We start from the raw sequence: 24,917 nt of genomic DNA, 5'->3' as shown, positions 1-24,917 counted from the left end.
AAGACTGAAAAGGCGGCCAGTGGCCGCCTTTTTTGTTATTAGACTCTGGTCACTTGTTCAGTTCGCTTTGACCTTCACGTTCAACAGATCCGGAAGTGTTTGTGGAGCTGCCAGGCTGCCCACGATTTGCGCCACTGGAACCGGCGCTGACGGGGTCAGAGTGAGCGAGATTTCTCCAGGGTTTTTCAAGAAATCAGAGACGGCCGTGCGGACCATATCCGTAAACGCTGCATTCTGAATTGGCGCTGTTGCTTCTGCTGCCTGTTCTGCCAGCGCTTCACGGAAAACGTTGACCGGGATGTTTTCTTGTCCAGCAATATGGGCTAACCCGTTTTCAGTAACACCATCATCGGTGAAACTGATCTTGGCCTCAACAAACTGGGCCACAACCAGCGCCATTTGGCCTTGTCCTTCCGGGTCTTCAAACAACGCTTTTGGTACATTGGCAAAACGGACCGACGCCTCCGCCCTTCCAACACCTTCCATTTCGAAGGTCAAACGCTCCAAATTGAGTTCCTTGGTGGCTTCATCCCAGTAAAGCCGGGTCTCATCAGACCAAACAATTTCTGTGATCCCAAGGGCCTCCAAGAACTTTTCCATGTCCTCGTCGTCAAGAGTAGCGACCGGAACCTGGATACCCTCATTTTTGGCATAATAGCTGGTCGGGATCGGCGGAACCGTGGTGGAAACCTTCATTTCGGCGCGCCCGATATGAGACAGTCCGTAATCTGGAACAACCACTTTAAGTCCTGCAAGCTCATATCCGAACGAATGAGGCATGAAAGCGCGAACGACTTCTAAGGGGTTGTCGTCGCCGTAGTCCGGATTTTCGATCAAAGTGGAAATCATGGCTTCCATCGGATCGAAGTCAGCAAACTCAATGCCTCCAATGGCAGCCCAATCAAGGGATACAGCGGCGCCTTCGGGAAGGTCAGGAGCGCTAAGGCCGACGACCATCATTTCACCAATGCCATTGGAATTGAAATCGGTAACAGCCACTTCCTTGATCGTGGCGTTCACTGTCATGTCCTCTTCAGGGTTGGTGACCTCAAGCCCAATACCGGAGACACGGGCATCGGCAATCCCAAATGACCGATAGATCTGGAAAAGGCTGGTGATCAGTTTCTGCGGTTCCGGCGTTTCGCCGGTGAAGACACCATCAAGGAGACCCAGAATATCACTTTCACGCTTTTGGATGGTGAAATCACTGAGTGAATTGCGGTCTACAGTGATCTTCAGTGCAATACCGTCACCAAGTTCCTGACTGCTGACATAATCAACCGCGGACCCTTGGCGAATGACTGTCAGTTTTTCATCTTTTTCCGGAACCGATGGATCAAACAGCGCGATCAACGGATTGGCGTCCACGCCCTCATAAACGGTTTTGCCTTGCGTGGTCGTTTGCACAAGCATCTGGCCGGAGGCCGCATCCAGCGTCTGTAGTGTCTGGGACAGCTTGTCGAGTGAATAAAGTTCAATTCGGCCATTGTCCGCACCAGCCATTTTGTAGCCGTCCAGCTGCATCGTCCCGGAAGCAACAAGAAGTTCACGATCGCCCTCTTCGGCATAAGCTTCAAGGGTGAGCGCAGTGGAATCGACGCGGACCTCATCGTAAGACGCCAACAGGGTGGTTTTCATAAAGGGCAGCCAGCGGCTTGCCGGGCGCTTCGCATCTTCAGCCGGAAGCTCGGGCATCGTGAACCTGTAATTTTCTGCCATTGTTCCGGCCAGGCGGCCGTCTACTTTGAACCGGCCTTCACCTTTGACCTTTGCAGAAATCGATAGGCTGCTGTCATCGGAGTATGTCCAGCTTTCGGCGGCAAAGACGTTGTTGTCTTCCGATAAACCGACAATGGTCATTGTCCCCGACGAAAAAGACATTTCATAGGTCAGGTCTGTTTTTTTCGGCGGATCCAACTTCGGAGTGGTGTCGTTACCACTCATATCAGCTTTGTCAGCGGGGATGTCGGCTATCGTGCCGCGAAACCCGAGCGTGGTATCTGAGATCGCCAACGTGTCCGTTGTGCCGTCATAATCGATGGCGCCGTTTTCAACTGTAAGACCAAGGTTTTTTAAGCCGCTGACATAGGCGTTGAAAGCGTCCAGCCCTTTTGATTGTGCAGCTGCATTGCCGGCATAAAGCGCGATCGCAGCACTGACCGTTAGCAATCCGGCACTGCGCAATGGAGTTCTATAGGAGTTCGAGCAATTTGAGCGGACATTAAATAAATACATTTTTGAGGCTCCTGAGGAACAGAAGGAAAGCCAGCCGGTGGGGACTGTCTATGGGAAGAAGCTTTCGGCCTTGTCATGACTATAGACCAATCTCACGATGAGGTGGCCTAAAGCTGGAGATCACTTTTTTGGATACCGGCCTGCCATTCGCGGCGGACCAGATCGCTGGTTTCTGATTGAAGTGCTTGTTGGCACTGTTTGTTGAATTCATCCGGTTCCACCAGCTGACTTAGCGCCCAAACAGCAGTGCTGCGGACCGTGTCATCTGGATCTTCCAAATGTGTCGTGATCATGTCTTGTAGGCTGGTATCGTCAGAATTCCCTGCAGCAATCAAGACGTTGCGCAAAAACCGGTTCCGGCCAATCCGCTTGACCGGAGACCCGGAAAAAAGCTTCCGGAAGGTGGGATCATCAAGAGTTAGGAGATCGGCCAATCGCGGAGATATTAGATCGTCTCGGGCGATCAGTTTTGCTTCATTGGCCGCCTGTGCAAACTTGTTCCAGGGACACGCAGCTAGGCAATCGTCACAGCCGTAGATCCGGTTGCCTATAGCTTTCCGGAATTCCATTGGAATAGGTCCCGGATGCTCGATCGTCAGATAGGAAATACAGCGGCGCGCATCGAGCTGATACGGCGCGGGAAAGGCGTCAGTCGGACAGGCGTCGAGGCAGGATCTGCAGGAGCCGCAATGGTCCGCCTCCGCACCGCTCGCTGGCAGGTCAAGCGTCGTGAAAATAGATCCAAGAAAAAACCAGGACCCGAGTTCGCGGGAGACCAAATTGGTGTGTTTACCCTGCCAGCCAAGGCCTGCGGCCTGGCCAAGGGGCTTTTCCATCACTGGAGCCGTGTCGACAAACACCTTCACATCGCCGCCCGCCCGGGAAATCAGAAAACTGGCCAGTTCTTTTAGCCGGCCCTTGATGATGTCGTGATAGTCCCGGTGGCGGGCATACACCGAAATCCCGCCAGTTCCTTTGTCATTAAGGTGCGCGAGCGGGTGGTTTTCCGGTGCATTGTCCGGACCGTAGTTCATTGCCAGCATGATGACCGACGCCACCTCTGGCCAGAGCGCTTGCGGTGAAGACCTGCGTTCGGCAGTCTCAGCCATCCAGGCCATGGTACCGTGGTAATCTTGAGCGAGAAATTTCTGCAGCCGGGCTTTCGCTTCCGGAATGCTGTCGGCCGGCGCGATCTTTAGGCTATCAAATCCGAGCGCGGTCGCCTTGGCTGTAAAGGTCGTCAGAAGTTTTTCGGTCTTGGCGTCCAACGGGGTTTCCAACACACATCAAAAATCGAGATCCGCGTAGGCCGGGGCAGGTGGCATGCCCAGAACCTTTTCGCCCAAGAGCGGTCTCATACTGGGCCGGGATTTTACCCGCGCATACCAGTTTTTGATATCCTCTTCCGTGTTCCACTTCACTTCGCCGAGATAATCGGCGCAGGACAGGCCAGCTGCCAATGCAAAATCGGCGAAGGAAAGCCGGTCGCCCGCAATCCAGCGGCGTGAAGCAACCAGATAGCCGAAATACTTCAGGTGATGATTGATGTTGGCCCTCGCGACCCGCAGGGCTGCTGAATCCGGCTCACCGCCGCCAGCCGATTTCGGCATGATTTGCTTGTAGATCCGCTCGCGCACCAAATGGCCAATGACTTCAACATCGAATTTGCCAAGTGCCCACTCCACGAGCCGGCGGGTCTCTGCACGCGCATCGGGATGATCGGGCATCAAACGCCGTTCTCCCACAGCATAACCGCGGGTTTCATCGAGATATTCCATGATTGGGCCAGGGCCACAGATGGCCGGCCCTTCGTTTTCCACGATGACCGGGATCGTGCCCGCGGCATTGCGCATCAACAAATCCTGAGGACGTTCCCAAGGATTGACATGTTGTTCTTCAAACGCAGCGCCATATTCGCTCAAGATCAGTCGAACGAACCGGGAGGAGGGAGAAAACGGGTGATGATAAAGGGTCAGCATGAAAGCGTTTAAGAGCCTGAACTGTGGCAAGACTATGCCGGAAAGCCGTCATGGCAGGGCAGTTTGCCTCAGATATGGTTATCAAGGGTTTGACGGAGGTCTTTGGGTCCGGCAAATAGGCGGTCGAAATTCGTCGCGAGACTTAGCGGACCTTCCCGCATTCCATCAAGGCTTTTGGAGACCTGATACACAATGGATGGCCAAACGATTGTAAATGCTCTCATTTTGGGAGTGGTTGAGGGGTTGACCGAGTTCATCCCGGTATCCTCGACCGGGCATTTGCTGCTCATCGGCCACTTTCTTGGATTTGAAAGCACTGGAAAAACTTTTGAAGTGCTGATTCAGCTGGGGGCTATCCTGGCGATTCTCTCGGTGTATTCCGCCCGGCTTTGGACATTGGCGACTGCGCTGCCAAGCGATCCGGCCAGCCGGCGGTTTGTTTTGGGGATCTTGATTGCTTTTCTGCCAGCGGCTGTGATCGGTGTGATGGCCCATGGTTTCATCAAAGGTGTCTTGTTCGAAACACCAGCTTTGGTTTGCACCACCTTGTTGCTTGGCGGCATTATCTTGCTTTGGATCGACCGGCTGCCGCTAAAGCCGGTCTATACCAATGTCATGGATTACCCACTGTCGCTGTGCCTCAAGATCGGGTTTTGCCAATGTCTTGCCATGGTGCCCGGTGTCTCGCGGTCCGGGGCCACCATCGCCGGGTCTCTTTTGATGGGGACAGACAAACGGTCAGCGGCTGAATTCTCGTTCTTCCTGGCAATGCCCACTATGGCCGGTGCCTTCACCTATGATCTTTTCAAAAACCGCAATGTCATCTCTATGGATGATGTAATGCTGATCGGCATCGGATTTGTTGCCTCTTTCATAGCCGGTGTCTTTGTGGTCAAAGGCCTCCTGGACTTTGTCTCCCGCCATGGCTTTGCCGCCTTTGCCTGGTGGCGGATCATTGTCGGCCTGGCGGGCTTTGCGGGCCTTTATTTCCTAGGCTGATCGATCAAAAGTTTGTGCCGGGGCGTAGCAGGCTGTGAGCGATGAAAGTTCCTCCGCCAGCTCTTGCCTCAAATGAGCCGGTTCCAAAAGCTCTGCTCCGGGGCCCAACCAGCGGACCAGAGGTAGGATCCGGGCGCGGTTGGTGCTCGGGATGCTGATCAGAACATCTCCGTCCGCCATAGAGGTGAACACCGCGTGGCGGTAGTACCAGTCCGCGCTGAGTTTTTTTGCTTGTGCTGCTGTGATCCTGATTTTCGCAATGTCTTCTTCGCGCTCCCAGCGGCGCATGGCCTCTGATAACCAGGTGCCGCCAAGCAAGGACTGAATGGAAAACTCTTTTGGCGGCCGGAAGCGGAAACCACTGATTTCAAGGTCGTGGACCCGGTCAGCGCGGTAGACTTTGAGTGTATCGGTGTCGACGCAGCGGCCGGCAAGATACCAAAGATCCCGGTCGAACATGACGCCGAGCGGTTCCACATCATGTCCCTTGCGGGCATTCCGGGACGGATTGAAATGCTCAAACCGGACGCGGCGTGTTTCCAGAATTCCGGTCATGAAACCGTCGAGAGCATTTTGCCAGGCATCGTTTGGCTCGGCTTTTGTTCCGGAGTGAAAAATGTCTGGTGGGATCGGTTCGATACCAACAATCCGGTCTGCGTCTTTCAACAAGCCATGGACGGTCTTTGGCAGGGTTGCCAAGAGCTTTTTCTCCGCAGAGCCGAGGTCATCGGCGAGCGGGACGGTGCGGCTGGAGCGCACTAGGGCCATAGCAGTCAAAAGTGCTGCAGTCTCGTTGCGAGTGAGCGCGACTGGGGGCTGCAGGTAGCCCTGTGCCAGCCGGTAGCCGCCTTCGGCCCCCCGTTCGGCATCGATGGGAACGCCGAGCGCAATCAGCCGGTCGATGTCCCGATAAACGGTTCGCAAGGAGACTTGAAACCGGTCCGCAAGGACAGTCGCAGGGACGAGTTTACCGCCGGTCAGAAGCAGCAAGATGCCGAGCGCACGCTCAATCGGATTCATGGAACAAAGCTCTTTTAGGTTGTGGCGAAAAAAATCTTAGCTCGAGAACAGAACGAGATCAAACATGACTCACAGCTGTCAGGATTGCCCTGTCATGGTGTCCACATCCCCGGAGAAACCGGGGTGAAGGAAGTTCAGGAGAAGTGAGATGAGCCTTGAGATCGATACTGTATTCCGCCGCCGTGCCAACAATCGCAGTCTTGTCTTCATTGCCTTTCGTGCTCTGGCCGCAGGCGTCCAGCTTTATCGGCGCCGTCGGGCTACCGAACGGGCTCTGGCCAATTTGAACGCGCAGGAGCTCCAGGACATTGGTTTGGTGCGGACACATGATGGCTACCGGAAACTGCATCATGACCGATTGGGAGCAGGGTACTGGAATGTGTAACTGGCTGTGCGAAACCAGTTGGCGGCCAACCGATATGGCCAGGAAAACGAAAAAGGCGGGCCTTGCCCGCCTTTTAACATCATCACGTGACTGACGTGTCCAGACTAGACGGCTCTATGCGCGTCATATTGGCCGTGTTCACGGAACCGGTCGAGGTAGGACGGCAGGATCGCTGCGGTGGTGGCCGGGGTGATGCCTATGCCGGCGAGTGTCCGGTTGTCGGCAGTTGCAGTTTCGGAAACCACATTGTCGGTCTTTAAAAGTTCCACCTGATCGGCTGTCAGCGGTGCACCCGGCAGGAGTTGCATCACCTTGCCCATGGCAGAGGAAATCTCGAACGGGATCGGCAAAAGCACACGGGAGCGCCGGGTAACGTCCAGCATTTCCGCCAGGCACTCTTTGAAGCTTTTAACTTCTGGGCCACCGAGTTCATAGACAGCGCCCGCTTTCAAATCGACATCGACAGCGCGGGCGACCGCTTCGGCAACATCTCCGACATAAACCGGCTGGAATTTGGTGGCTCCGCCGCCGATCAGTGGCAGCACAGGCGAAAACCGGGCCATCCCGGCAAACTGATTGAAGAAATCGTCTTCTGGCCCGAAGACGATGGACGGCCGCAGAATGACACTCTCCGGCAACGTCTCAAGCACTCCGGCTTCGCCGGCAGCTTTTGTCTGGGCGTAGGCTGAAGAGCTTTCCGCGTCCGCTCCAATAGCGGAAATATGCGTGATCGCGTTGATACCGGCCGCCCGCGCAGCTTCGGCAATGGCGCGTGGACCGAACGCCTGAACGGCATCGAAGCTTTGCTTGCCGGTTGGTGCCAGAATGCCGACGGCATTGACGACCGCATCTGATCCCTGCAGCGCCCGGTCGACAGACCAGCGGTAACGCAGGTTGGCCTGGATGGCCATAATCTGACCTGGAGCACCAAGCGGTTGAAGATGGCTGGCCAGATCCGGGCGGCGGACGGCCGCGCGCACACGGTAACCGCGCCGTGCCAGAGCCTGAACGATGTGCCGGCCCAAAAATCCAGAGCCGCCAAATACTGTGACGAGTTTACCGTTGAGGGGTGTGGACATCTTGAAAATGCCTTTTGTCGCGTCCAAAAGCTGTTTCCCGCAAACATTATGCCGGAATTTTCCCCCCGTCTCTTAGACCTTTGCGCGCAGTGTGTGAAGGGCTGGGCGGGAATGAACAAAAAAAGTATCGGCCAGTGATTGACAAGGACAGGGCAGCCCCTTAGAAGCCTCCCTCACAGCCCAGGTGGCGGAACTGGTAGACGCGCTAGCTTCAGGTGCTAGTGCCCTTATGGGCGTGGAGGTTCGAGTCCTCTCCTGGGCACCAAACATACGTTTCAGATCATCCAGTTCGATCCGAAACACTTCGAAAAAGCTCCGGTTTCCGGGGCTTTTTTCGTATCTGTCGAGATAACGTTCCCGTGCACGATTGCCGCATATATGCAGCCCATTCCTGGTCCCTTTCCGGCAAGGCAAATCTTTGAAAGTCCTGTCACAGGTATGCGGCAGGATTACGCACCTATGGACATCTTATTAATTGTGGGCCAGATGCTTGGGGGAAATGGCGGTCGCGCTGAGATCGTTGCATCTAAGATGCTTTCTGCAACACGCCGTCCGTCTATCCAGTTGAGAGGACTGCCGTCATGCGGCTTGTAAAACTTTTGGGTGGTGCCGCTCTCGCGGTTTGTCTGGCAAGTGCGATCGTGTTTGCCCATAGCAGTGCAACCGGTATCGTCAAAGAGCGGATGGACGCTATGGAAGCTATCGGCGGCAATATGAAACTCGCCGGTCAGATGCTGCGTGGCCAGAAACCCTATGATGCTGTTGAGTTGAGCCGAGCCGCACAAGCGATTGCCGAGAATTCCGGTGATAAAATTACGCGCTTGTTTCCGGAGGGCAGCTTGATGCCACCAACGGAAGCACGGCCGGAAATCTGGCAGGATTGGGATAAGTTTGCTGGCTTTTCTAACGATATGAAGGCGGCGGCTAGCGAATTGGCAATAAAAGCTGGAGAAGGTGCGGAAAAAGGGGCTGTCGCGGCGGTCTTCGGCAAACTTGCACAGACCTGCAAGGCGTGCCACGAAGCTTTCCGGATCGAAAAATAGACTGTTGAGCCGCTCTTAAGGGTTCAGTGCGCATTGTTTTCAAGCCGCCAACGCGCGGCAGGAACCCTTGCGCCAGGCGGTGTCATGCTCTACCTGACACTCCGTTCGGCGAATACGTTCATTGAATTTTGCATCGGCCCTGAGCAAGAAAACCGGAAGGACAAGGCAACATGACAATCCGCTACCACAAAGGCGATTTGCCGGATTTGAGTGCCTATAAATCTGCATCCGCGGTCGCGGTGGATTCAGAAACCCTTGGCCTTAATCCGCATCGCGACCGGCTATGTGTGGTTCAATTGTCACCCGGCGATGGGTCGGCTGATGTTGTGAAAATCGCCAAAGGGCAAAAGGAAGCGCCAAATCTGGCTGCGCTCATGACAGATCCGTCGAAACCGAAAATTTTTCATTTCGCACGGTTTGACGTTGCCATATTGCGTCACTATCTGGACATCCAAGTCGCACCAGTCTGGTGTACCAAGATCGCTTCCAAGCTGGTGCGGACCTACACCGACCGGCACGGATTGAAGGATATCACCCGTGAGTTGCTCGGGGTCGAATTGTCGAAACAGCAACAGAGCTCAGATTGGGCCGCAGAAACGCTTTCAGATGCGCAATTGGCCTATGCAGCTTCAGATGTTTTGCATTTGCATGCGCTGAAACAAAAACTGGATATGATGTTGGCGCGTGAGGAGCGGACACATATTGCCGATGCGTGTTTTGACTTTTTGCCGACACGTGCCGAACTCGACCTGAAGGGTTGGGAAGAGACTGATATTTTTGCCCATTCCTGATCGCGGGACCCATCCGTTGGTTGGCGGCCTTAGGAAATGGATTTTCGGAGCTGCTTTTGAGCACTGTGAGCCAAGAGTTCGGAGGGTTGATTCCTCGTGACATGGAAAGCCGTGTGCAACGCTCGGCACGCCGGCACAGCGTGCTCGTGCGGACGTTGCGGTTTTTGTTTCCGGCGATCGGTCTATTAATCCTGGTCGGGATGATCGGGGCGGTGGTTCTTTTTAATGTGCTCGGCTCTTTTGGTGCCGCTAACCTTGTTCTGACCAGCGACGGGATCGTAATGGATCATCCAAAGCTTTCCGGCCATGATGGTGACCGCTCCTATCAGGTGACGGCACGCAAGGCGGTGCAACGGCTGACTGATCCCCGAATAATAGATTTGGAACAAATACAGGCCGATATAGTTCTTGGGCCTGATGAAGGCGCCAAGATACTGTCACTGAAGGGCATTTATAATAATGCTGCTGAATCCTTGCGCCTTTATGAGGGGGTGCAGCTGGAATGGAGCCAAGGTTATAGTGTTGAAGTCGACAAGGTTGAAGTGGATTTGAAGACGGGGGCCATGTCTTCAGATCAACCCATTACGATCACATCTGACAAAGGCCGGTTGGCCGCTGGCAAGATTGATTACGACAAGGATAGAGGGATCGTAGTGTTCAAAGAGGGCGTAAAAATCACTCTATATCCGGAGACCGAGGACAATAAGCAATGATGAAACCGGTCTTAAAAGGCAGCCTGATCGTGTTTTCGGCGCTGTTGTTGGTTGGCGCGCCTGCTCTGGCTCAGACATTTTCCGACTCTTTTGCCGGATTTGGCTCCAGCAACGGAGAGCCTATCGAGATCGAATCCAACGAATTGCAAGTGGAAGACAAAACCAAGGTTGCGACTTTTATCGGCAACGTTGTTGTTGTCCAGGGCGATACCCGGCTTGAGACCGCGCGCCTGAAAGTGTTTTACGATGGCGGCGGCAACAGTGGCTCACAGCCGGCCACCGCCCAGCAGGAAATTTCCCGGCTGGAAGCAGCTGGCGGTGTTCATATCTCTTCAAAAGATCAAACCGCGACCGGCGATGCCGCGAATTTCGATATGAAGCGTGAAGTCATGGTGATGACTGGCCGGGAAGTTGTTTTGAGCCAAGGCGCCAATGTGGTTGTTGGCAACCGTTTGACGGTCAACCTGAAGACTGGACAAGCAAACCTGAAGGCAGCTCCTGCACCGGCCACCGCAAACCAGGGCGGCGGGTCTGGCCGGGTGAAGGTTCGGATTTTGCCGAATTCCGTTCCAAGTGCGCAGCAATAGCCTATGCAGAAGTTCTGCTAGGAAACAAACAATCAATACATTATCTGTGTTTCGACGACAGACTTGACGGACAGCGCATCAGTGAATCGGCCTCCAATGGACAATCAGGAATTTCAGCAAGGTTACTCAGGCTATGAGCAACCTGCCGAAGATTTGTCGAATGCGCTTGTTGTCGAAGGGATCGGCAAGACTTATGGGCGGCGTCAGGTTGTCAAACATGTAGGTTTGATGGTCCGGCCGGGTGAAGCCGTTGGTTTGCTAGGACCGAACGGGGCCGGCAAGACCACGACTTTCTATATGATCACCGGTCTGATCCGGCCTGATCAGGGCAAGATCTATCTGGAAGGGTTTGATATCACGCGCATGCCGATGTATCGGCGCGCCCGACTCGGCATCGGTTACCTGCCCCAGGAAGCCTCCATTTTTCGCGGGCTGACGGTGGAAGAAAACATCCGCGCGGTCCTTGAGGTTATCGAACCGAACCGGAAAAGGCGTCGAGAGGATCTGGATTCTCTGCTTGCCGAATTCGGACTGACCCATCTGCGTAAGTCGCCAAGTATTGCGTTGTCTGGTGGTGAGCGGCGGCGTGTAGAGATCGCGCGGGCTCTAGCGAGCAGGCCATCGTTTATGCTGCTCGACGAGCCGTTTGCCGGCATTGATCCGATTGCAGTTGGCGATATTCAGCAGCTGGTGCGCCATCTGACCAAGCGGGGGATCGGCGTTCTGATCACGGACCACAATGTCCGAGAAACCCTTGGGTTGATTGACCGGGCCTATATTATTGCAGCCGGCGAAGTGCTGACCGAAGGGCTGCCACAAGATATCGTGGCCAACCCGGACGTCCGGCGGCTTTATCTTGGTGAGCAGTTTACCCTTTGATGACAAGGCGCGTGCAAGTTTGTATCTTGTGGTAACAAGCAAGAAACAGACCAAGAGAATCTGACGAGCGCCTGGGACATTAATGGCTATTTCAACCAAATTGGAGATGCGACAAAGCCAGTCGCTGATCATGACGCCGCAGTTGATGCAGGCGATCAAGCTGCTGCAAATGTCCAATCTCGATCTGGTGTCTTATGTGGAGGCCGAACTTGAGCGCAATCCGCTCCTAGAAAAAGGCGAAGCCGACCCGGCAGAAAACTCGCCGTCCGATGTCAATACACAAGCAGAAGCTCCGGCAGGTGATCGGGCAGATGCGCAGGAGGTCATGGCCACAGCTGACGGTGAGCCGGGAACGGGCGACTGGATGCAGAGCGATCTGGAAACGGGTGCAGAAGCTATTGCCTCGCGGATGGACACTGATCTCGGCAATGTGTTTCCGGACGAACCCGGCGTTCCAGCATCACCGGATCCTGCACAATTGAAAGGCGGTGACAGCTACAAGAACGCAAGCTCTAGCGCGGCTTCGGAAGACTATAATCTGGAAGCCTTTGTTGCGGATGAGGAGTCTCTCGTAACTTCGCTGGAAGAGCAGATGAATCTGGCCTTTGCCAGTGAAGCCGACAAGCTGATCGCGGGCCATCTGATCAATTCACTCGATGAAAATGGATATCTGTATCTGGATCTTGCCGAGGCAGCTGAGCAGTTGGGCGTTGATTTGGTTCGAGTTGAAAGCGTGCTAGCTGTCTTGCAGACATTTGAACCGGCTGGGGTATTTGCCCGGAACCTCGCGGAATGCTTGAAACTGCAGCTCATTGAGAAGAACCGCTACGATCCGGCGATGGAAGCCTTGATCGCGAATATCGAGTTGCTTGCCAAACGGGATCTTGCCGCATTGAAAAAACTGTGCGGTGTGGATGATGAAGATCTCGTGGAAATGGTCCAGGAGATCCGGGCGCTCGATCCAAAGCCAGGATCGGTGTTTGGTGGCGCCCTTGTTCAGCCGATGGTGCCCGATGTGTTCGTTCGGCCTGCCAGCGATGGAACGTGGAACGTCGAGCTCAACTCAGATACATTGCCGAAAGTGCTGGTGAACCAGACTTACTATGCCAGAGTGGTGAAAACCGCTCGCGATGAAACTGAAAAAGAGTATTTAACTGAATCGCTTCAAACAGCGAACTGGCTGGCCAAGAGCCTGGACCAGCGCGCCAAAACGATACTGAAAGTCTCTACAGAGATAGTCCGCCAGCAGGACGGATTTCTGACCCACGGAATCGAACATCTGCGTCCGCTCAATCTCAAAATCATCGCGGAAGCCATTGAAATGCACGAATCGACTGTCAGCCGGGTGACGTCGAACAAATATATGGCGACTCCCAGAGGTATATTTGAGCTGAAGTATTTCTTCTCCTCTGCAATTGCCGCAACAGTTGGTGGAGACGCACATTCTGCTGAGTCCGTGCGCCACAAAATCAAGCAAATGATTGACGCCGAAGACCCCAAAGCCATTTTATCCGATGACACCATCGTTAAGGTTTTGAAGGGAGAGGGAGTGGATATTGCGCGGCGAACGGTCGCAAAATACAGAGAAGCTATGAAAATCGGCTCATCTGTTCAGCGGCGTCGGGAGAAGAACGCAAAGCTGTAAGCGTCGCATAACTGTCGAGGCTTGCTTGTGAATTCGTAACGAAACCCGGAAGAAATGTAGAGTTTCCGCGCGTTTTTTGAAATTTCAGTTCGATTGCTCGATCCGATTTATCGGATTGTTTCCCTTTTGATGAGACAATTGACTCTCATGCAGGCGCCAATTATAGGACCGCCCTTGTGACAATGAGGGGATGGCACTTTAGCGCTGACTGGTCCATTGTGTAGGCGTGAAACGTTTCTCGTTTCCCCACCGGCAGAAACGCCGGTGACCTGTCGGTCAAGAGAAGAAGAAGAGGTCCCCATGGCTTTGCGGATTTCGGGTAAAAATGTTGATGTAGGCGACGCACTGCGTGTCCATATCACCGACCGAATCGAAGACGCCCTTTCGAAGTATTTTACGGGCGGTTTCACTGGCCACGTAACGCTCAGCAGGGAGGGCACGGGTTTTAAATCCGAGTGTACCGTGCATCTGAATACAGGAATCGTATTGCAGGTGTCCGCGCAGGACCAAGATCCGCGCAACAGTTTTGATCTGGCTGCTGACAAGATCGAAAAACGCCTGCGGCGTTACAAACGCAAACTGAAGGATCATCATAGCCACAATGGCAATGGCCGCGAGGCGGTCGAAGCGGCTTACTCTGTTCTGGCGTCTCCGGACGAGGACGAGGAAGTACCGGCGGATTTCAATCCGCTCGTCATTGCAGAAACGTCTGCGAAGGTGAAAACCATGACTGTCGGTATGGCAGTGATGGAACTTGATTTGACGGAAGCGCCCGTTGTCATGTTTAAGAATGCGGCAAATGGTGGTGTTAACGTTGTCTACCGCCGCGCAGATGGCAATATAGGGTGGATAGACCCGGCACTGGTGGTAAACGCAGCCGCCGAATAACACTCATGCGCAAGGGTCCGGCTTCCTGAAAGCGGGAAGCCGGCGCCCAAAACGAATAGGCGAAGGAATGGATCTTAGTGATCTTCTGAGCAAAGACGCGGTTATCGCCAGATTGAAAGCCAAAAGCAAAAAGCAGGCGATTCAAGAACTGGCGGCCAAAGCCGCGGAACTGACTGGTCTTTCAGAGCGGGAAATCTTCGATACGCTGCTGCAGCGGGAGCGCCTAGGGTCGACTGGCGTCGGTCATGGCATCGCGATTCCGCATGGTAAGCTGACGCGTTTGGAACGTTTGGTCGGTGTTTTTGCCAAGTTGGACAGGCCTGTCGACTTTGATGCACTCGACGAAGAACCAGTCGATCTTGTTTTTCTCCTGCTCGCGCCTGAAGGCGCTGGAGCGGACCATTTGAAGGCGCTGGCCCGCATTGCACGCCAGCTGCGCGATTCAGTCGTAACAGAAGGAATCCGGTCGGCACCGGATGCCGACGGCATCTACGACCTTCTCATCCAGCCGATTGCATCCTCTAACGCGGCTTAGCTTCTCTTTGTAGAATAGAGCTTGCCGCACCTAATTGGCTTCATTTGATCTCTGGCTAGGCGGTTTGCGTGCAATGGTGTGATCACCATAAGCGCAAAACAACGACGCAAGTGAGCAAATATGTCCGGCCCTTATTCTTTGCCTTTTTATACGGAAGGGTGCTGAAAAACGGCCCATCGGCAGCGTTGCGCCGCTCACCCGATCAACCAGATCGCGTTTCGCGAACGCGCCTAGCCGAAGGAGCCGTTTTTCAGCATCAAATGGATCCAATTAGGTGCGACAGGCTCTAAAACAACCACCCTCGCAATATGGACGAGGGTGTAGGGCGTTTTGACCCTCAGCCCGCTTCCGCCGGTTCCGGTTCTGATTGACCAGCAGATATCTCTTGCGGCTGAGTGGGCGCGATCGTGCCTTTTCGAAGAGAAGGCAAGTGGAGATCAAGCAACTCTGCGGGCGGGGCCGTTTCTTCCGGAATGCGCCAAAGGGTCGAGCGGATAGCCAAGCTCCCCAGTGTCGCGGTGGATGTTGCTACCGCAAGGACAGTTGCCAGCAGCGGACCGATAGCCACCGGGATTACGGGCCAAACAAGATCTAAAGGCTGATGGGCAAGCCAAAACAAACCGGCCAATCCAAAGAGTGTTTGAGGCCAAAGTTTCTGGAGAACCAGAACAACCGGCAACCTTGCAACGTCTCTTGCTTGGGCTCCCCAGCCAATCGACTTGCCGACTGCTAACCCGCCCATGAAGATGGTGTGGGCTACCGCCATTATTGGTGCGAGCATGGCTGAGTACAGAATTTCGGTCGCGACACTGAGCAGGATCCTAAAGGAACCGCCGAAGGCTTTGCGCAAATCCGCTCGCGCAAGAATATCTGCTACCGTGGCCAGCTTTGGTGCAAAAACCATTGTAAGAACGCTGAAAAACAACGCGGCGCCTGTATCAGCACGATAGGGTGCATAATCCGTGGTCATGCCTAGTGTCGCAGCGCCAACCATGAAACCGATCCAGGCAGGTGAGCCCAAGAACATCAAGATCGCCAACACCAGTTGTGCCCGGCTAACTGGCTTCAAACCCTTCAGGCCCAGCAAGCGGCGGTATTGCAGATTGCCCTGGCACCAGCGTAGATCCCGGCGGATGAACTCCAGGAGATGGGGTGGGTTGGCCTCATAGCTGCCTGTCTCCAACGGCAGCACACGGACTTCATATCCCGCCCGGCGCATCAACACCGCTTCTACCTGATCGTGTGACAGGATTGGGCCGCTCAGCGGACCTTTGCCAGGCAGTTGCGGCAGCCGGCAATGTTCAGTGAAAGGCTTTAGGCGCAGGATCGCATTGTGCCCCCAATAAGGTCCGCAATCCCCTTGCCACCATGCGCTGCCAATCGTGTAAGAGCGCATCCCGAGGCGCATACCAAACTGAAAGATACGGGCGAAAGCACTGTCTGTTGGAAGACCGACTACGAGGCTTTGCAGGATTCCGACCTGGGGATTGGCATCCATTCGCCGGACCAGGCCGGTGAGCGCGTCAACGGACATATAACTGTCTGCATCCAAAACAATGGCATAATCGTGCTGGCTGCCCCAAGTCTTGCAGAAGTCTTCTATATTACCGGCTTTGAAGCCAGTGTTCACGGCTCTCCGCCGGTAGACAACGTCCATGTGACCGGCGAGCCGGTCTGAGAGCCGTGCCACCATGTGTTTTTCTTGGCGTGCAATGTCTTCCTGAGATGTGTCACTCAGCACGTAGAGCGTGAAGTTCTGGTTTTCCCGGGCCCGAACAAGATTGCTGGCCATGGCGTTGAGATTGGTCTCCAAAGCGTCGACGTCTTCATCTCGGATACAGGACAGCAGGGCTGTGGAAGTGGTGACCGGAGCTTCTGGGTCCGCCTTGGCAATCGGGCAGACCGTAGCTATCGGGTCTTTCGCCATCCGCATGATGATGAGCCCGATCACAGCGTTCCAAAAACCGATGATGGTCCAGGGCAGTGTGATCAAAAAGCAGGCGAAAATGAACAGATCAAGTGCCGAATTACCACCCGGCGATAAGGTCACAAACATCAGCGCGGCCAAAGCAAGGAAGCTTGTCGCTAACAACAATGAAAAGATGATCCGGCGGACGGTCAATGTCTTGTTACCCTGAAATGAAGTGATTTTATCAATGGCTTGCAGCATATTTGGGGCTTCCAATCCTCGCAAACATAGCAATAGTGGCCTTAGCGGTATGATGGGGTCGTGGCAAAAACGTGACAGAATTCGGAGACCTTGGTGAATGGTGAGTAGCGCGACGGCTACAAACGGATGCGCAGCCCGAGCGCTCTGGTACATGGGCTCTGAAACTGTTGCTTTGAAGGATGTACGTATCCCGGATTTGCAGCCGGGCCATGTTCTCGTCAAAACGTTTTACAGCTGCGTCAGCCGGGGTACTGAAGGGCTTATTTTCCGTGGCGCTGTTCCGGAAAGCGAATGGCAGCGCATGCGCGCACCTTTTCAGGAGGGCGACTTTCCATTCCCCGTCAAGTACGGTTACGCCAGCGTCGGCGAGGTGATCGGCGGCGATGCCGATCTTATTGGTCAGACCGTTTTTTCGCTTTATCCGCATCAAAATCTTTTCACTCTCCCATCCGATGCTTGTGTTCCCGTACCCGCGTCGGTTCCGCCTCATAAGGCCGTGCTCGCGGCCAATATGGAAACGGCACTCAATGCTTTATGGGATGGAAAACCATCACCTGGGGATCACATCTGCGTGGTTGGCGGCGGCGTTGTCGGGCTTTTGACCGCTTACGTATGCGGACAGCTTCCTGGATCAACTGTGACACTGGTCGATGTAAATCCTGCACGCGCGCAGATTGCTGGCGAATTGGGATTGCAGTTTTGCCATCCAGACAATGTCCCTCTTGATCAAGATATTGTGTTTCACACCAGTGCGACGGCTGCTGGTCTAACCACTGCGCTGTCCTGTGCGGGCAATGGCGCCAGCGTCGTAGAAATGAGTTGGTATGGCGATCAGGCGGTTGAAGTGCCGCTCGGGGCAGACTTTCACAGCCGCCGGATCAGACTGATCTCCAGTCAAGTGGGAACCATTCCACCCGAACGGCAAGCACGGTGGACGTATCGTCGGCGGTTGCAAACAGCTTTGTCTCTTCTCGAAGATCCCCGGCTAGATCAGTTGATCAGCCACCGGGTTCCGTTCGAGGACACCCCAGTAAGACTTCCCGAAGTGTTGAACAAGGCGTCAGATGTCTTGGCGGCGCTCATCGTTTATGACCAACCGGCTGAGGCGCCAGCCTCGTCTGGCCAGACTTAATAAATTCAGGATTACAGGAATGTTTGCAGTTGAAGTTCGCGATCATGTGATGATTGCTCACTCGTTCAAGGGAGACTTGTTTGGCCCGGCCCAGGCACTTCATGGCGCGACATTTGTGGTTGATGCGGCATTCCTCGCCGAAGCTCTGGATGAAAACGGAGTGGTGATCGACATTGGCCGGGCTCATGAGGCGCTAAAGGAAGTTCTGGAACCGCTGAACTACAAAAACCTGGACGATCTGCCTCAATTCAAAGGGATCAACACGACCACAGAGTTTTTGACCAAACATGTGCATGATCATTTGGCGGAAGCGGCCCGGCAGGGCCGGCTTGGCCGTAAAGGCGATGAGCTGACATCGATCCGCATCACGATTTCAGAATCCCATGTTGCCCGGGCCTGGTACGAGGCCAAGGTTTAGAATGGTCCTGCCGGTGTTCTATTTTGCTTATCCTGGTGATCTCAACACTTTGACCGGCGGTTATGGGTATGACCGCCAAATCCTTGCGGGCCTCAATTCAAATGGCTGGGATGTTCATCCCATTTCACTTGGTTCTGGGTTTCCTTTCCCGAACGAAAAAACGCTCCAGTATGCCGAGGGCTCTTTAGCGTCGTTGCCCACCAGAAGTGTGGTGATCATCGACGGACTTGCCTTTGGTGTATTGGGTGATGTTGCGCAACGGCTCGCAGAAAAATTGACCATCTTGGCGTTGGTCCACCATCCGTTGTGTAAGGAAAATGGCCTGTCGGAGGACGAGGTGCAAAACCTGCACGCCAGTGAAGCCTCTGCCTTGAGCCAAGCCCGGCATATAATCGTTACGAGCCCGGCCACTGCCGATCAGCTGAAAGACCTGTTTGACGTTCCGTCCGAGAAAATCAGCGTGGCGCTTCCTGGAACCGAGCGGCCAAAGGCAAAAGATCGCGCGCCGTCTAAAACGGTGCGGTTGCTGTCCATTGGCACGGTGACACAGCGTAAGGGCTACGATCTTCTGTTTTCCGCCTTAGCTGGCCTTAAAGAGCATGATTGGCATCTCGATATCATCGGTGGCCTCGAAGCTGATCCGGAGTGTGTCCGAGCGCTCAATGCACAGGCAGATGATCTGCGGCTGGCTGACCGTCTAACCTTCCATGGAGCTGTTCCCTACGATCGGTTGTCTGACTTTTATCAGGCGGCAGATGTGTTCGTGCTCGCCAGCCGTTATGAGGGCTACGGAATGGCGTACACCGAGGCAATTGCACATGGCCTGCCTGTGATCGGAAGTGGTGCGGGGGCCGTCGTAGACACACTTTCCGACGGCGGTGCGCTCTATTGTGGTGTTGAGGATGTGCCGGCGCTTAAGGCCGCCTTAGAGCGGCTGCTCACAGATCCAGGGGCGCGGCAGAAACTGGCTCAAGAGGCGCAGGTTGCGGCCCAGTCCTTGCCAACTTGGGGGGATGCGGTGACCGTATTTGAAACTGTCGTTGAAAAGGTGCGGTCATGAGTGGGTTTTCAGCTGAGTGGCTGGCTCTGCGGGAACCTTTGGATCTTGCCTCTCGCAACAAACAGGTCGAAGACGCATTCTTTGCTGCTCTTCCGGATCGTGAATTGAAGGTCCTCGATTTGGCAAGCGGTGCCGGATCCACGGTTGCCGCCTTATCACGACCGGATACTCCGGCCATCAGCTGGACCTTGGCAGATTATGACGCTGAACTTCTGACCATTGCTGCCTCGCGCAGGTATGATAAAACGCCTGCCAATCTCGCAACTGTGGAGGCAGATTTGGCCGAAGGGTTGGATCGCCTTCCGCTTTCCGAAGTCGATGCCGTAACCACATCAGCTTTTTTGGATTTGGCTTCTGAGGACTTTTTGCAACGTTTGGTCGATGCTGTGACCAGCGCTGGAAAGCCCTTTCTAGCCAGTCTCACTTACGATGGCCGGGCAACGTTTGAACCAGCTGACCCCTTGGATGTGTCACTGCGGGAAGCCTTGAACATAGACCAGCAAACCGACAAGGGATTTGGTCCGGCGCTCGGCCCGCAGGCAGCTCGGCGCGCAATCGACCTCTTCACCGCGAAGGGGTATTTTGTGCAAGACGGTGCTTCCGATTGGCAGATTGAGCCCGGTGCCGCTAATTTCTTGAAAGAGTTTCTGTCCGGCTGGGCTCGTGTTGGCTGCAAACAAGGCCTCGATCCAGCAAAGGTGGATAGATGGCTGGAGTTCCGGAGCCAGCAAATTGCCGAAAAAAGACTGTCCATGATGGTCGGGCATTTGGACTTTGTCGCACTGCCAAAGTTGCAAGGCAACAACAAAAACGACCTCTAGAGGAAGACGTGCAGATAGCCTGTTTCTGGCTATGCGTATTTATTCGCGGGATCGTGGTGACCGAGTTTCGATACCTCTGCGACCGTGAATTTGGGTAATCAGCCTGAGCACCGTGATGCCGGCAGGGTCAAACCTTAGTTGGCGGGAGTCCCGCACACGGGTGCCGTGCCATTCGTTGTTGGAATATGGGCTTCAAGCACGTCCATCTGTGGTTTATCGACGCCATTGTTGGGTTGAAGCGACAAGGGATAATTGCCCCACCAGTCACCGGCGGCCCAAGCCGCCCAACCAAGCCAGATATCGTCCTCTTCGTTGATGAATGCGGCCACTTCCGAAATCCCTTCTAGGCAATCTGGCAAACTTGTACCGCCAAATTCACCAAGATATCCCTGAAATCCATGAAGGCGCATCCAATCGGTCACGGCTTTTAAAGCAGAAATGGCGTCACCGGTGCGCGGACAAGTCGCGTTTGTTCCGGAAAAATCGGCGTCGAGATACTGATGGATTTCGAAGGCGAAATTGTCCATCGGATCTGAAATGTCTTTGAACAGTTCAGCATTTGAGCCGCCCGGTTGACCCTCGAACCAGTGAGATGCCCCGGTCCAGATTGTTCCCGGCACTAGGATTAGATTGTCTGCACCTGTACGCCTTATAGCATTTATCGCCGCCTGAGCCGCTTCAAACCAGGTGGCGGCCGTGACACCTTCTGGCTCGTTCATCAAGAGATAAATGACATGGGTGTCGTCCGAAAACTCAGGTGCGAGTTTCTGCCAGAAATCAGCGAACGCACCGGTGGTGAAGTCACCCCTGCCCAGTTTGACACCCCGGTATTCGGCAAAATTGTGCGGGTCTAGGACAACAGATAATCCTAATTCTGTGGCGCGTGAGACGGTATCATGTAATCGGGACAATTCCGCTTGATCAAATGGGCCAAAAAGCTCGGGCTGGAGCCGCTCCCAACGAAAGGGAAGCCGAATAGCCGTCATCTTTTTTGAGGCCGCCCATGCCAACGTGGCATCTGAGGGATAGATATACGCCTTGCCGTATTCGCCTTCATAACCGCCGAATTCGGCGCCTGCGATGTTGACGCCTCTAAGGCAAATACGCTCTTTAGCCGAAGCATCAGAAAGAAACAGAGGCATTACCAAGAACAATGCTGCAAAGATGATGTTTTGAATTGTCTTTGGATAGTTCGCAAAACGATTGATCATACAATGGCCTGTAAAGACACTTGAACAAGTAGAGCCTATTAGAAGCTACAATCATAAAAGAAGGACTAGCGGACTTGCGCAAGAGGAAAACTGCCGCAGGGAGTAATCCTGAGCCCTAATCAGGAGTTAGGTTAATATGAGATGGCGTGGAACTCGAGTATGAAGTCTGAATTTTTGATAGCAAATTCTTTCATGTGACATGGCAATATGACCAAAATGACTTTACCTTTTAAGACTAGATAAGACGGAAGCCAGGATACTTTGCAGAGCTAAATCCGGCGCAAGAATCCGTAAAGTAATACACGATCCGCTCAAGCAAACTTAAGTAGCCTAGTTTGCTCAGCACCGGTGTCTGCGCTGAATGAAAAGCGGATATCTGAGCTTTATGGCTCTATCGGTAACTGAGGGAACCGCGGCGCCTTATTGGCCGTTATGTCCTTGGCGGGCCAAGATTTCTCTATCAAATTCTTCGACCAAAATTTGGTAGTTGAGAAATCAGTTGTCGACGAAGTTCGCCAATCTATCCAGCGTCTCCGGAACACCTGCTACCGTTTCCGCGTTGGGTAACTTGGGCCGTTCAATGATGATGACCGGCAGCTGAAGGCGCCGGGCGGCTTTTATCTTAGCAAAGGCGCGTGTCCCGCCGCTGTTTTTCGTCACCACATGACTGATGTTATGATGTTCGAAGAGCACAACCTCCTCGTCAGCGTCCTGTGGTGGGCGCGATAAAAGTAAGGACCAGCCATCCGGCAGAGGGTTTTCGGGCGGTTCAATCATGCGCGCCAAACCATAAATGTCGGTGCGATGATAGAACGCCGACACTTCCTTGCGCCCGACAGCAAGAAAGGCCCGGGCACCGGCAGGAAGTGCTATCGCCGCTTCCTCAATTGTTGAAACGGCTTGCCATTGGTCACCGGGACCGGCGAACCAAGCCGGCCGCTCAAGCCGGATCAAGGGCACGCCAAGCTGGTTTGCTACGTCGGAGGCATTCCGGCTCATTTGCGCCGCAAAGGGATGGGTGGCATCCACAATTGCCGAAACATTTTCAGCTCTAACAAAGGCCGCCAGCCCTTCGGTGCCGCCAAATCCACCCACCCGCGTTGTGATGCCAAGCTCAGGCAAGTCTTTGACAACACCTGCAAAAGAAGCGGTCAGGCGTACACCGGGAAAGCGTTCCGGCAATTGCTTGGCCAAAAGCCGGGCTTCATGAGTTCCGGCAAGCAGGAGGATGTGCGGATTGTCAGTCGTCAAAACCGCACTCTCCGAGAACGTTGCCCTGCCGGTCGACAATAAAGACTTCGACTGAGATGGGGGCGTCCCGCAAGATGGTCTTGATGGCCTGTTTGGCCCGCCGCGCCAGATAAGGGCTCAGGTCAATGCCGCTGTCTGCTGAAAAATCCAGAACTTCCTTGGCCGTGTTTGCTTTGTCCGTACGCTCAATCAGGCTGGAAGTCGCTCCCGCCTCGGCCAAAAGGCCTTGAAGAAATTCAAAGTCGACCGAACTGCGGGCGGAGTGCAAATCCAGGGCCCCTTGGGCGAGCTTGGTGAATTTGGCAAAGCCGCCCGCCATTGTCAGCTTTGGAACCGGATGGCTTCTGAGATACTTCAACAGTCCACCGGCAAAATCACCCATGTCCAGATAGGCACCGTCCTCAAGCTGATAGCGGCCTTGAACAGCTTTTTCGGACATTGCGCCCGTTGCCCCGACCACATGGTCCAGACCGGTTGCCCGGGCAACATCAATGCCGCGGTGGATCGATGCAATCCAGGCGGCGCAAGAGAAGGGCCGTACGATGCCAGTTGTTCCGAGAACGGACAGTCCACCGACGATGCCAAGACGCGGGTTCATGGTCTTTAGTGCAAGCTGTTCGCCGCCCTTGATCGACACTTTGATTTCGACGTCGCCAGAACCATCAAAGGTACTGCTGATCTCGTTGATCGCGGTTTGCAGCATCTGACGGGGGACCGGGTTGATGGCCGGTTCGCCAGGGGGAATCGGCAGACCGGGGCGGGTTACTGTGCCGACCCCTTGTCCGGCCTTGAAAGAGATCCCGGCGCCCTTCGGCATGAGGCGCACTGTCGATGTGATCTCCGCGCCGTGAGTAACATCGGGATCGTCACCGGCATCCTTTGTTACCGTGGCAAAGGCTTCACCTTGCAAAAGACCATGGTGGGTCAGAACAAAATCGGCAGTACCGCTCCGAGGCAAAGTGATCTCGACGATCTCCGGAAAACGTCCCGTCAGAAGTGCTTGATAGGCCGCTTTTGCGGCCGCGGTAGCACAGGCGCCTGTGGTCCAGCCCCGCCGCAGTTCTTTTCCCTCAGGTTCGTTCATGGATGTTCTATACCTGAACTTTGCACAAGGTGCGTAGCGCAAGAAATGAAATGTCGCTTTCGCATAGCTTTATACCGGGAAAGGCTTGGCGCTCGCAGGGCAAAACGATAAACAGAAGTAATGCACGATGATCCCCAAATGACCTTGTCCGCTCAGTCTTTGCCCAAATTCGAAGCCGGATGGGTCTGGCTTGCCGGCGCGGGGCCGGGCGATCCAGGCCTTTTGACGCTGCATGCGGTCAACGGGCTGCGCCAGGCTGATGTGGTTGTTTATGATGCACTTGTAGACAAGAGCATCCTCGAATGGGCGAAACAAGACGCTGTGCTCGATTATGCGGGCAAACGCGGCGGAAAACCGAGCCCCAATCAACGCGACATTACCCTCAAACTCATTGAGTACGCTCGGGCCGGAAAACGGGTTCTGCGCCTGAAAGGTGGCGATCCCTTTGTGTTTGGCCGGGGCGGTGAAGAAGCGCTTGGTTTGGTTGAAGCGGGGGTTCCGTTCCGGATTATACCGGGCATAACGGCGGGGATCGGCGGCCTTGCCTATGCCGGTATTCCAGCCACGCACAGAGATTGCAATCAGGCGGTCACCTTCCTGACCGGCCACGATCAGCTGGGCCTTGCTCCGGATGCAATCAACTGGGACGGAATTGCCAAGGGATCGCAAGTCATCGTCATGTATATGGCGATGAAACACCTGGAAACGATTGCCGGCAAACTGATTGCCGGAGGACGGTCTGTGGATGAGCCTGTGGGTATCGTGTGCAACGGATCTTTGGATACCCAAGACGTTCTTGAAACAACGCTGGGCAGATGCGCTCAGGATGTCGCCGAAGCAGGACTAAACCCCCCGGCTATCGTTTGTGTTGGTGAGGTGGTGCGGCTCAGGTCCGGTCTCGATTGGCTCGGAGCCATGTCTGGCAAGGTTCTTCAATCCGATCCGCTCGGACTGCGCTCCAAGTCCCGTCAGTCCGATGCCGGTTGAACAGC

The 24,917-nt window shown here is 54.5% G+C and carries 24 protein-coding genes and 1 tRNA gene; 16 read left to right on the top strand and 9 right to left on the bottom strand.

Annotated features, from left to right (window positions below; translation table 11 throughout):
* Positions 1–57: 57 nt before the first annotated feature.
* The 3 genes from ACOOFE_RS23820 to ACOOFE_RS23810 form a co-directional block, all read right to left on the bottom strand.
* Positions 58–2,235, bottom strand: coding sequence for a hypothetical protein (locus ACOOFE_RS23820; RefSeq protein WP_420412344.1), 2,178 nt, complete (start codon positions 2,233–2,235; stop codon positions 58–60).
* Between the two features lie 107 nt (positions 2,236–2,342).
* Entirely contained in the window at positions 2,343–3,503 is a 1,161-nt protein-coding gene (gene queG / locus ACOOFE_RS23815) for a tRNA epoxyqueuosine(34) reductase QueG (RefSeq protein ID WP_420412343.1), read from the bottom strand.
* Between the two features lie 18 nt (positions 3,504–3,521).
* On the bottom strand, positions 3,522–4,214 hold the full coding sequence (locus tag ACOOFE_RS23810) for a glutathione S-transferase family protein (protein ID WP_420412342.1): 693 nt from the start codon (positions 4,212–4,214) through the stop codon (positions 3,522–3,524).
* Between the two features lie 192 nt (positions 4,215–4,406).
* Here ACOOFE_RS23810 and ACOOFE_RS23805 point away from each other — a divergent pair, with 192 nt between their 5' ends.
* A complete protein-coding gene (locus ACOOFE_RS23805) occupies positions 4,407–5,213 on the top strand; it encodes an undecaprenyl-diphosphate phosphatase (RefSeq protein ID WP_420412341.1) in 807 nt (268 codons plus the stop codon).
* Here ACOOFE_RS23805 and ACOOFE_RS23800 read toward each other — a convergent pair.
* Positions 5,205–6,233, bottom strand: a complete 1,029-nt coding sequence (locus tag ACOOFE_RS23800; protein ID WP_420412340.1) for a helix-turn-helix transcriptional regulator — start codon at positions 6,231–6,233, stop codon at positions 5,205–5,207. The genes ACOOFE_RS23805 and ACOOFE_RS23800 overlap by 9 nt on opposite strands.
* A 148-nt stretch (positions 6,234–6,381) precedes the next feature.
* On the opposite strand from ACOOFE_RS23800, the gene ACOOFE_RS23795 reads away from it, so the two are divergent.
* On the top strand, positions 6,382–6,618 hold the full coding sequence (locus ACOOFE_RS23795; protein WP_420412339.1) for a DUF1127 domain-containing protein: 237 nt from the start codon (positions 6,382–6,384) through the stop codon (positions 6,616–6,618).
* Between the two features lie 104 nt (positions 6,619–6,722).
* On the opposite strand, the gene ACOOFE_RS23790 is transcribed toward ACOOFE_RS23795, so the two are convergent.
* Positions 6,723–7,697, bottom strand: a complete 975-nt coding sequence (locus ACOOFE_RS23790) for a complex I NDUFA9 subunit family protein (RefSeq protein ID WP_420415632.1) — start codon at positions 7,695–7,697, stop codon at positions 6,723–6,725.
* Positions 7,698–7,875: 178 nt separating this feature from the next.
* Here ACOOFE_RS23790 and ACOOFE_RS23785 point away from each other — a divergent pair.
* The 9 genes from ACOOFE_RS23785 to ptsN all read left to right on the top strand — a co-directional run bounded on the left by ACOOFE_RS23785 (position 7,876) and on the right by ptsN (position 14,778).
* Positions 7,876–7,962, top strand: a tRNA-Leu gene (locus ACOOFE_RS23785).
* A gap of 316 nt (positions 7,963–8,278) precedes the next feature.
* The gene (locus tag ACOOFE_RS23780; protein WP_420412338.1) at positions 8,279–8,740 is read left to right on the top strand and encodes a c-type cytochrome; all 462 of its coding nucleotides are present in this window, start codon (positions 8,279–8,281) and stop codon (positions 8,738–8,740) included.
* 170 nt (positions 8,741–8,910) lie between these two features.
* The gene (locus tag ACOOFE_RS23775) at positions 8,911–9,531 is read left to right on the top strand and encodes a ribonuclease D (protein ID WP_420412337.1); all 621 of its coding nucleotides are present in this window, start codon (positions 8,911–8,913) and stop codon (positions 9,529–9,531) included.
* Positions 9,532–9,596: 65 nt separating this feature from the next.
* Complete coding sequence (gene lptC, locus ACOOFE_RS23770) at positions 9,597–10,244, top strand: LPS export ABC transporter periplasmic protein LptC (protein ID WP_420415631.1); 648 nt, start codon at positions 9,597–9,599, stop codon at positions 10,242–10,244.
* On the top strand, positions 10,241–10,831 hold the full coding sequence (locus tag ACOOFE_RS23765) for an LptA/OstA family protein (RefSeq protein WP_420412336.1): 591 nt from the start codon (positions 10,241–10,243) through the stop codon (positions 10,829–10,831). Before lptC ends, ACOOFE_RS23765 begins: the two co-directional genes overlap by 4 nt.
* Before the next feature lie 96 nt (positions 10,832–10,927).
* A complete protein-coding gene (gene lptB, locus ACOOFE_RS23760; RefSeq protein WP_141183727.1) occupies positions 10,928–11,710 on the top strand; it encodes an LPS export ABC transporter ATP-binding protein in 783 nt (260 codons plus the stop codon).
* Positions 11,711–11,792: 82 nt separating this feature from the next.
* Entirely contained in the window at positions 11,793–13,355 is a 1,563-nt protein-coding gene (gene rpoN / locus ACOOFE_RS23755; RefSeq protein WP_420412335.1) for an RNA polymerase factor sigma-54, read from the top strand.
* Between the two features lie 300 nt (positions 13,356–13,655).
* Complete coding sequence (gene hpf, locus ACOOFE_RS23750) at positions 13,656–14,243, top strand: ribosome hibernation-promoting factor, HPF/YfiA family (protein ID WP_141183725.1); 588 nt, start codon at positions 13,656–13,658, stop codon at positions 14,241–14,243.
* Between the two features lie 67 nt (positions 14,244–14,310).
* A complete protein-coding gene (gene ptsN / locus ACOOFE_RS23745) occupies positions 14,311–14,778 on the top strand; it encodes a PTS IIA-like nitrogen regulatory protein PtsN (RefSeq protein WP_420412334.1) in 468 nt (155 codons plus the stop codon).
* Positions 14,779–15,115: 337 nt separating this feature from the next.
* Here the strand turns inward: ptsN and mdoH are convergent, their stop codons facing one another.
* Positions 15,116–16,948: a glucans biosynthesis glucosyltransferase MdoH gene (gene mdoH, locus ACOOFE_RS23740; RefSeq protein WP_420412333.1), complete on the bottom strand. Its 1,833-nt coding sequence runs from the start codon at positions 16,946–16,948 to the stop codon at positions 15,116–15,118.
* A 97-nt stretch (positions 16,949–17,045) separates the two neighbouring features.
* Here mdoH and ACOOFE_RS23735 point away from each other — a divergent pair, with 97 nt between their 5' ends.
* Genes ACOOFE_RS23735 through ACOOFE_RS23720 form a run of 4 tightly spaced genes read left to right on the top strand, consistent with a single transcriptional unit; the run spans position 17,046 to position 20,379 of the window.
* Positions 17,046–18,080 carry a zinc-dependent alcohol dehydrogenase gene (locus ACOOFE_RS23735; RefSeq protein ID WP_420412332.1) on the top strand — a complete coding sequence of 345 codons (1,035 nt, stop codon included), beginning with the start codon at positions 17,046–17,048 and terminating at the stop codon, positions 18,078–18,080.
* Positions 18,081–18,099: 19 nt separating this feature from the next.
* Entirely contained in the window at positions 18,100–18,498 is a 399-nt protein-coding gene (locus tag ACOOFE_RS23730; protein WP_420412331.1) for a 6-pyruvoyl trahydropterin synthase family protein, read from the top strand.
* A gap of 1 nt (position 18,499) precedes the next feature.
* Entirely contained in the window at positions 18,500–19,558 is a 1,059-nt protein-coding gene (locus ACOOFE_RS23725; RefSeq protein ID WP_420412330.1) for a glycosyltransferase family 4 protein, read from the top strand.
* Positions 19,555–20,379, top strand: coding sequence for a class I SAM-dependent methyltransferase (locus ACOOFE_RS23720; protein WP_420412329.1), 825 nt, complete (start codon positions 19,555–19,557; stop codon positions 20,377–20,379). Before ACOOFE_RS23725 ends, ACOOFE_RS23720 begins: the two co-directional genes overlap by 4 nt.
* 134 nt (positions 20,380–20,513) lie before the next feature.
* On the opposite strand, the gene ACOOFE_RS23715 is transcribed toward ACOOFE_RS23720, so the two are convergent.
* The 3 genes from ACOOFE_RS23715 to ACOOFE_RS23705 form a co-directional block, all read right to left on the bottom strand.
* A complete protein-coding gene (locus tag ACOOFE_RS23715; RefSeq protein ID WP_420412328.1) occupies positions 20,514–21,590 on the bottom strand; it encodes a glycoside hydrolase family 5 protein in 1,077 nt (358 codons plus the stop codon).
* Between the two features lie 495 nt (positions 21,591–22,085).
* The gene (locus ACOOFE_RS23710; RefSeq protein WP_420412327.1) at positions 22,086–22,841 is read right to left on the bottom strand and encodes a cobalt-precorrin-6A reductase; all 756 of its coding nucleotides are present in this window, start codon (positions 22,839–22,841) and stop codon (positions 22,086–22,088) included.
* Positions 22,831–23,925: a cobalt-precorrin-5B (C(1))-methyltransferase gene (locus ACOOFE_RS23705; RefSeq protein WP_420412326.1), complete on the bottom strand. Its 1,095-nt coding sequence runs from the start codon at positions 23,923–23,925 to the stop codon at positions 22,831–22,833. Before ACOOFE_RS23705 ends, ACOOFE_RS23710 begins: the two co-directional genes overlap by 11 nt.
* Positions 23,926–24,045: 120 nt before the next feature.
* Between ACOOFE_RS23705 and cobA the strand changes: the two genes are divergently transcribed.
* A complete protein-coding gene (cobA, locus tag ACOOFE_RS23700) occupies positions 24,046–24,912 on the top strand; it encodes a uroporphyrinogen-III C-methyltransferase (RefSeq protein WP_420412325.1) in 867 nt (288 codons plus the stop codon).
* Positions 24,913–24,917 lie beyond the last annotated feature (5 nt).

It is taken from the genome of Roseibium sp. (genome assembly GCF_965216085.1).
GTDB lineage: Bacteria > Pseudomonadota > Alphaproteobacteria > Rhizobiales > Stappiaceae > Roseibium.
This window is presented reverse-complemented; position numbering and strand designations above follow the sequence as displayed.

Coding starts and splice junctions, on each gene's coding strand:
- ACOOFE_RS23720 (WP_420412329.1), top strand. CDS start 19,555: ATGAGTGGGTTTTCAGCTGAGTGGCTGGCTCTGCGGGAACCTTTGGAT.
- ACOOFE_RS23775 (WP_420412337.1), top strand. CDS start 8,911: ATGACAATCCGCTACCACAAAGGCGATTTGCCGGATTTGAGTGCCTAT.
- ACOOFE_RS23820 (WP_420412344.1), bottom strand. CDS start 2,235: ATGTATTTATTTAATGTCCGCTCAAATTGCTCGAACTCCTATAGAACT.
- ACOOFE_RS23765 (WP_420412336.1), top strand. CDS start 10,241: ATGATGAAACCGGTCTTAAAAGGCAGCCTGATCGTGTTTTCGGCGCTG.
- ACOOFE_RS23735 (WP_420412332.1), top strand. CDS start 17,046: ATGGTGAGTAGCGCGACGGCTACAAACGGATGCGCAGCCCGAGCGCTC.
- ACOOFE_RS23800 (WP_420412340.1), bottom strand. CDS start 6,233: ATGAATCCGATTGAGCGTGCGCTCGGCATCTTGCTGCTTCTGACCGGC.
- ACOOFE_RS23790 (WP_420415632.1), bottom strand. CDS start 7,697: ATGTCCACACCCCTCAACGGTAAACTCGTCACAGTATTTGGCGGCTCT.
- ptsN (WP_420412334.1), top strand. CDS start 14,311: ATGGATCTTAGTGATCTTCTGAGCAAAGACGCGGTTATCGCCAGATTG.
- ACOOFE_RS23780 (WP_420412338.1), top strand. CDS start 8,279: ATGCGGCTTGTAAAACTTTTGGGTGGTGCCGCTCTCGCGGTTTGTCTG.
- ACOOFE_RS23725 (WP_420412330.1), top strand. CDS start 18,500: ATGGTCCTGCCGGTGTTCTATTTTGCTTATCCTGGTGATCTCAACACT.
- cobA (WP_420412325.1), top strand. CDS start 24,046: ATGCACGATGATCCCCAAATGACCTTGTCCGCTCAGTCTTTGCCCAAA.
- ACOOFE_RS23730 (WP_420412331.1), top strand. CDS start 18,100: ATGTTTGCAGTTGAAGTTCGCGATCATGTGATGATTGCTCACTCGTTC.
- mdoH (WP_420412333.1), bottom strand. CDS start 16,948: ATGCTGCAAGCCATTGATAAAATCACTTCATTTCAGGGTAACAAGACA.
- lptB (WP_141183727.1), top strand. CDS start 10,928: ATGGACAATCAGGAATTTCAGCAAGGTTACTCAGGCTATGAGCAACCT.
- hpf (WP_141183725.1), top strand. CDS start 13,656: ATGGCTTTGCGGATTTCGGGTAAAAATGTTGATGTAGGCGACGCACTG.
- ACOOFE_RS23810 (WP_420412342.1), bottom strand. CDS start 4,214: ATGCTGACCCTTTATCATCACCCGTTTTCTCCCTCCTCCCGGTTCGTT.
- ACOOFE_RS23795 (WP_420412339.1), top strand. CDS start 6,382: ATGAGCCTTGAGATCGATACTGTATTCCGCCGCCGTGCCAACAATCGC.
- ACOOFE_RS23805 (WP_420412341.1), top strand. CDS start 4,407: ATGGATGGCCAAACGATTGTAAATGCTCTCATTTTGGGAGTGGTTGAG.
- rpoN (WP_420412335.1), top strand. CDS start 11,793: ATGGCTATTTCAACCAAATTGGAGATGCGACAAAGCCAGTCGCTGATC.
- ACOOFE_RS23705 (WP_420412326.1), bottom strand. CDS start 23,925: ATGAACGAACCTGAGGGAAAAGAACTGCGGCGGGGCTGGACCACAGGC.
- ACOOFE_RS23715 (WP_420412328.1), bottom strand. CDS start 21,590: ATGATCAATCGTTTTGCGAACTATCCAAAGACAATTCAAAACATCATC.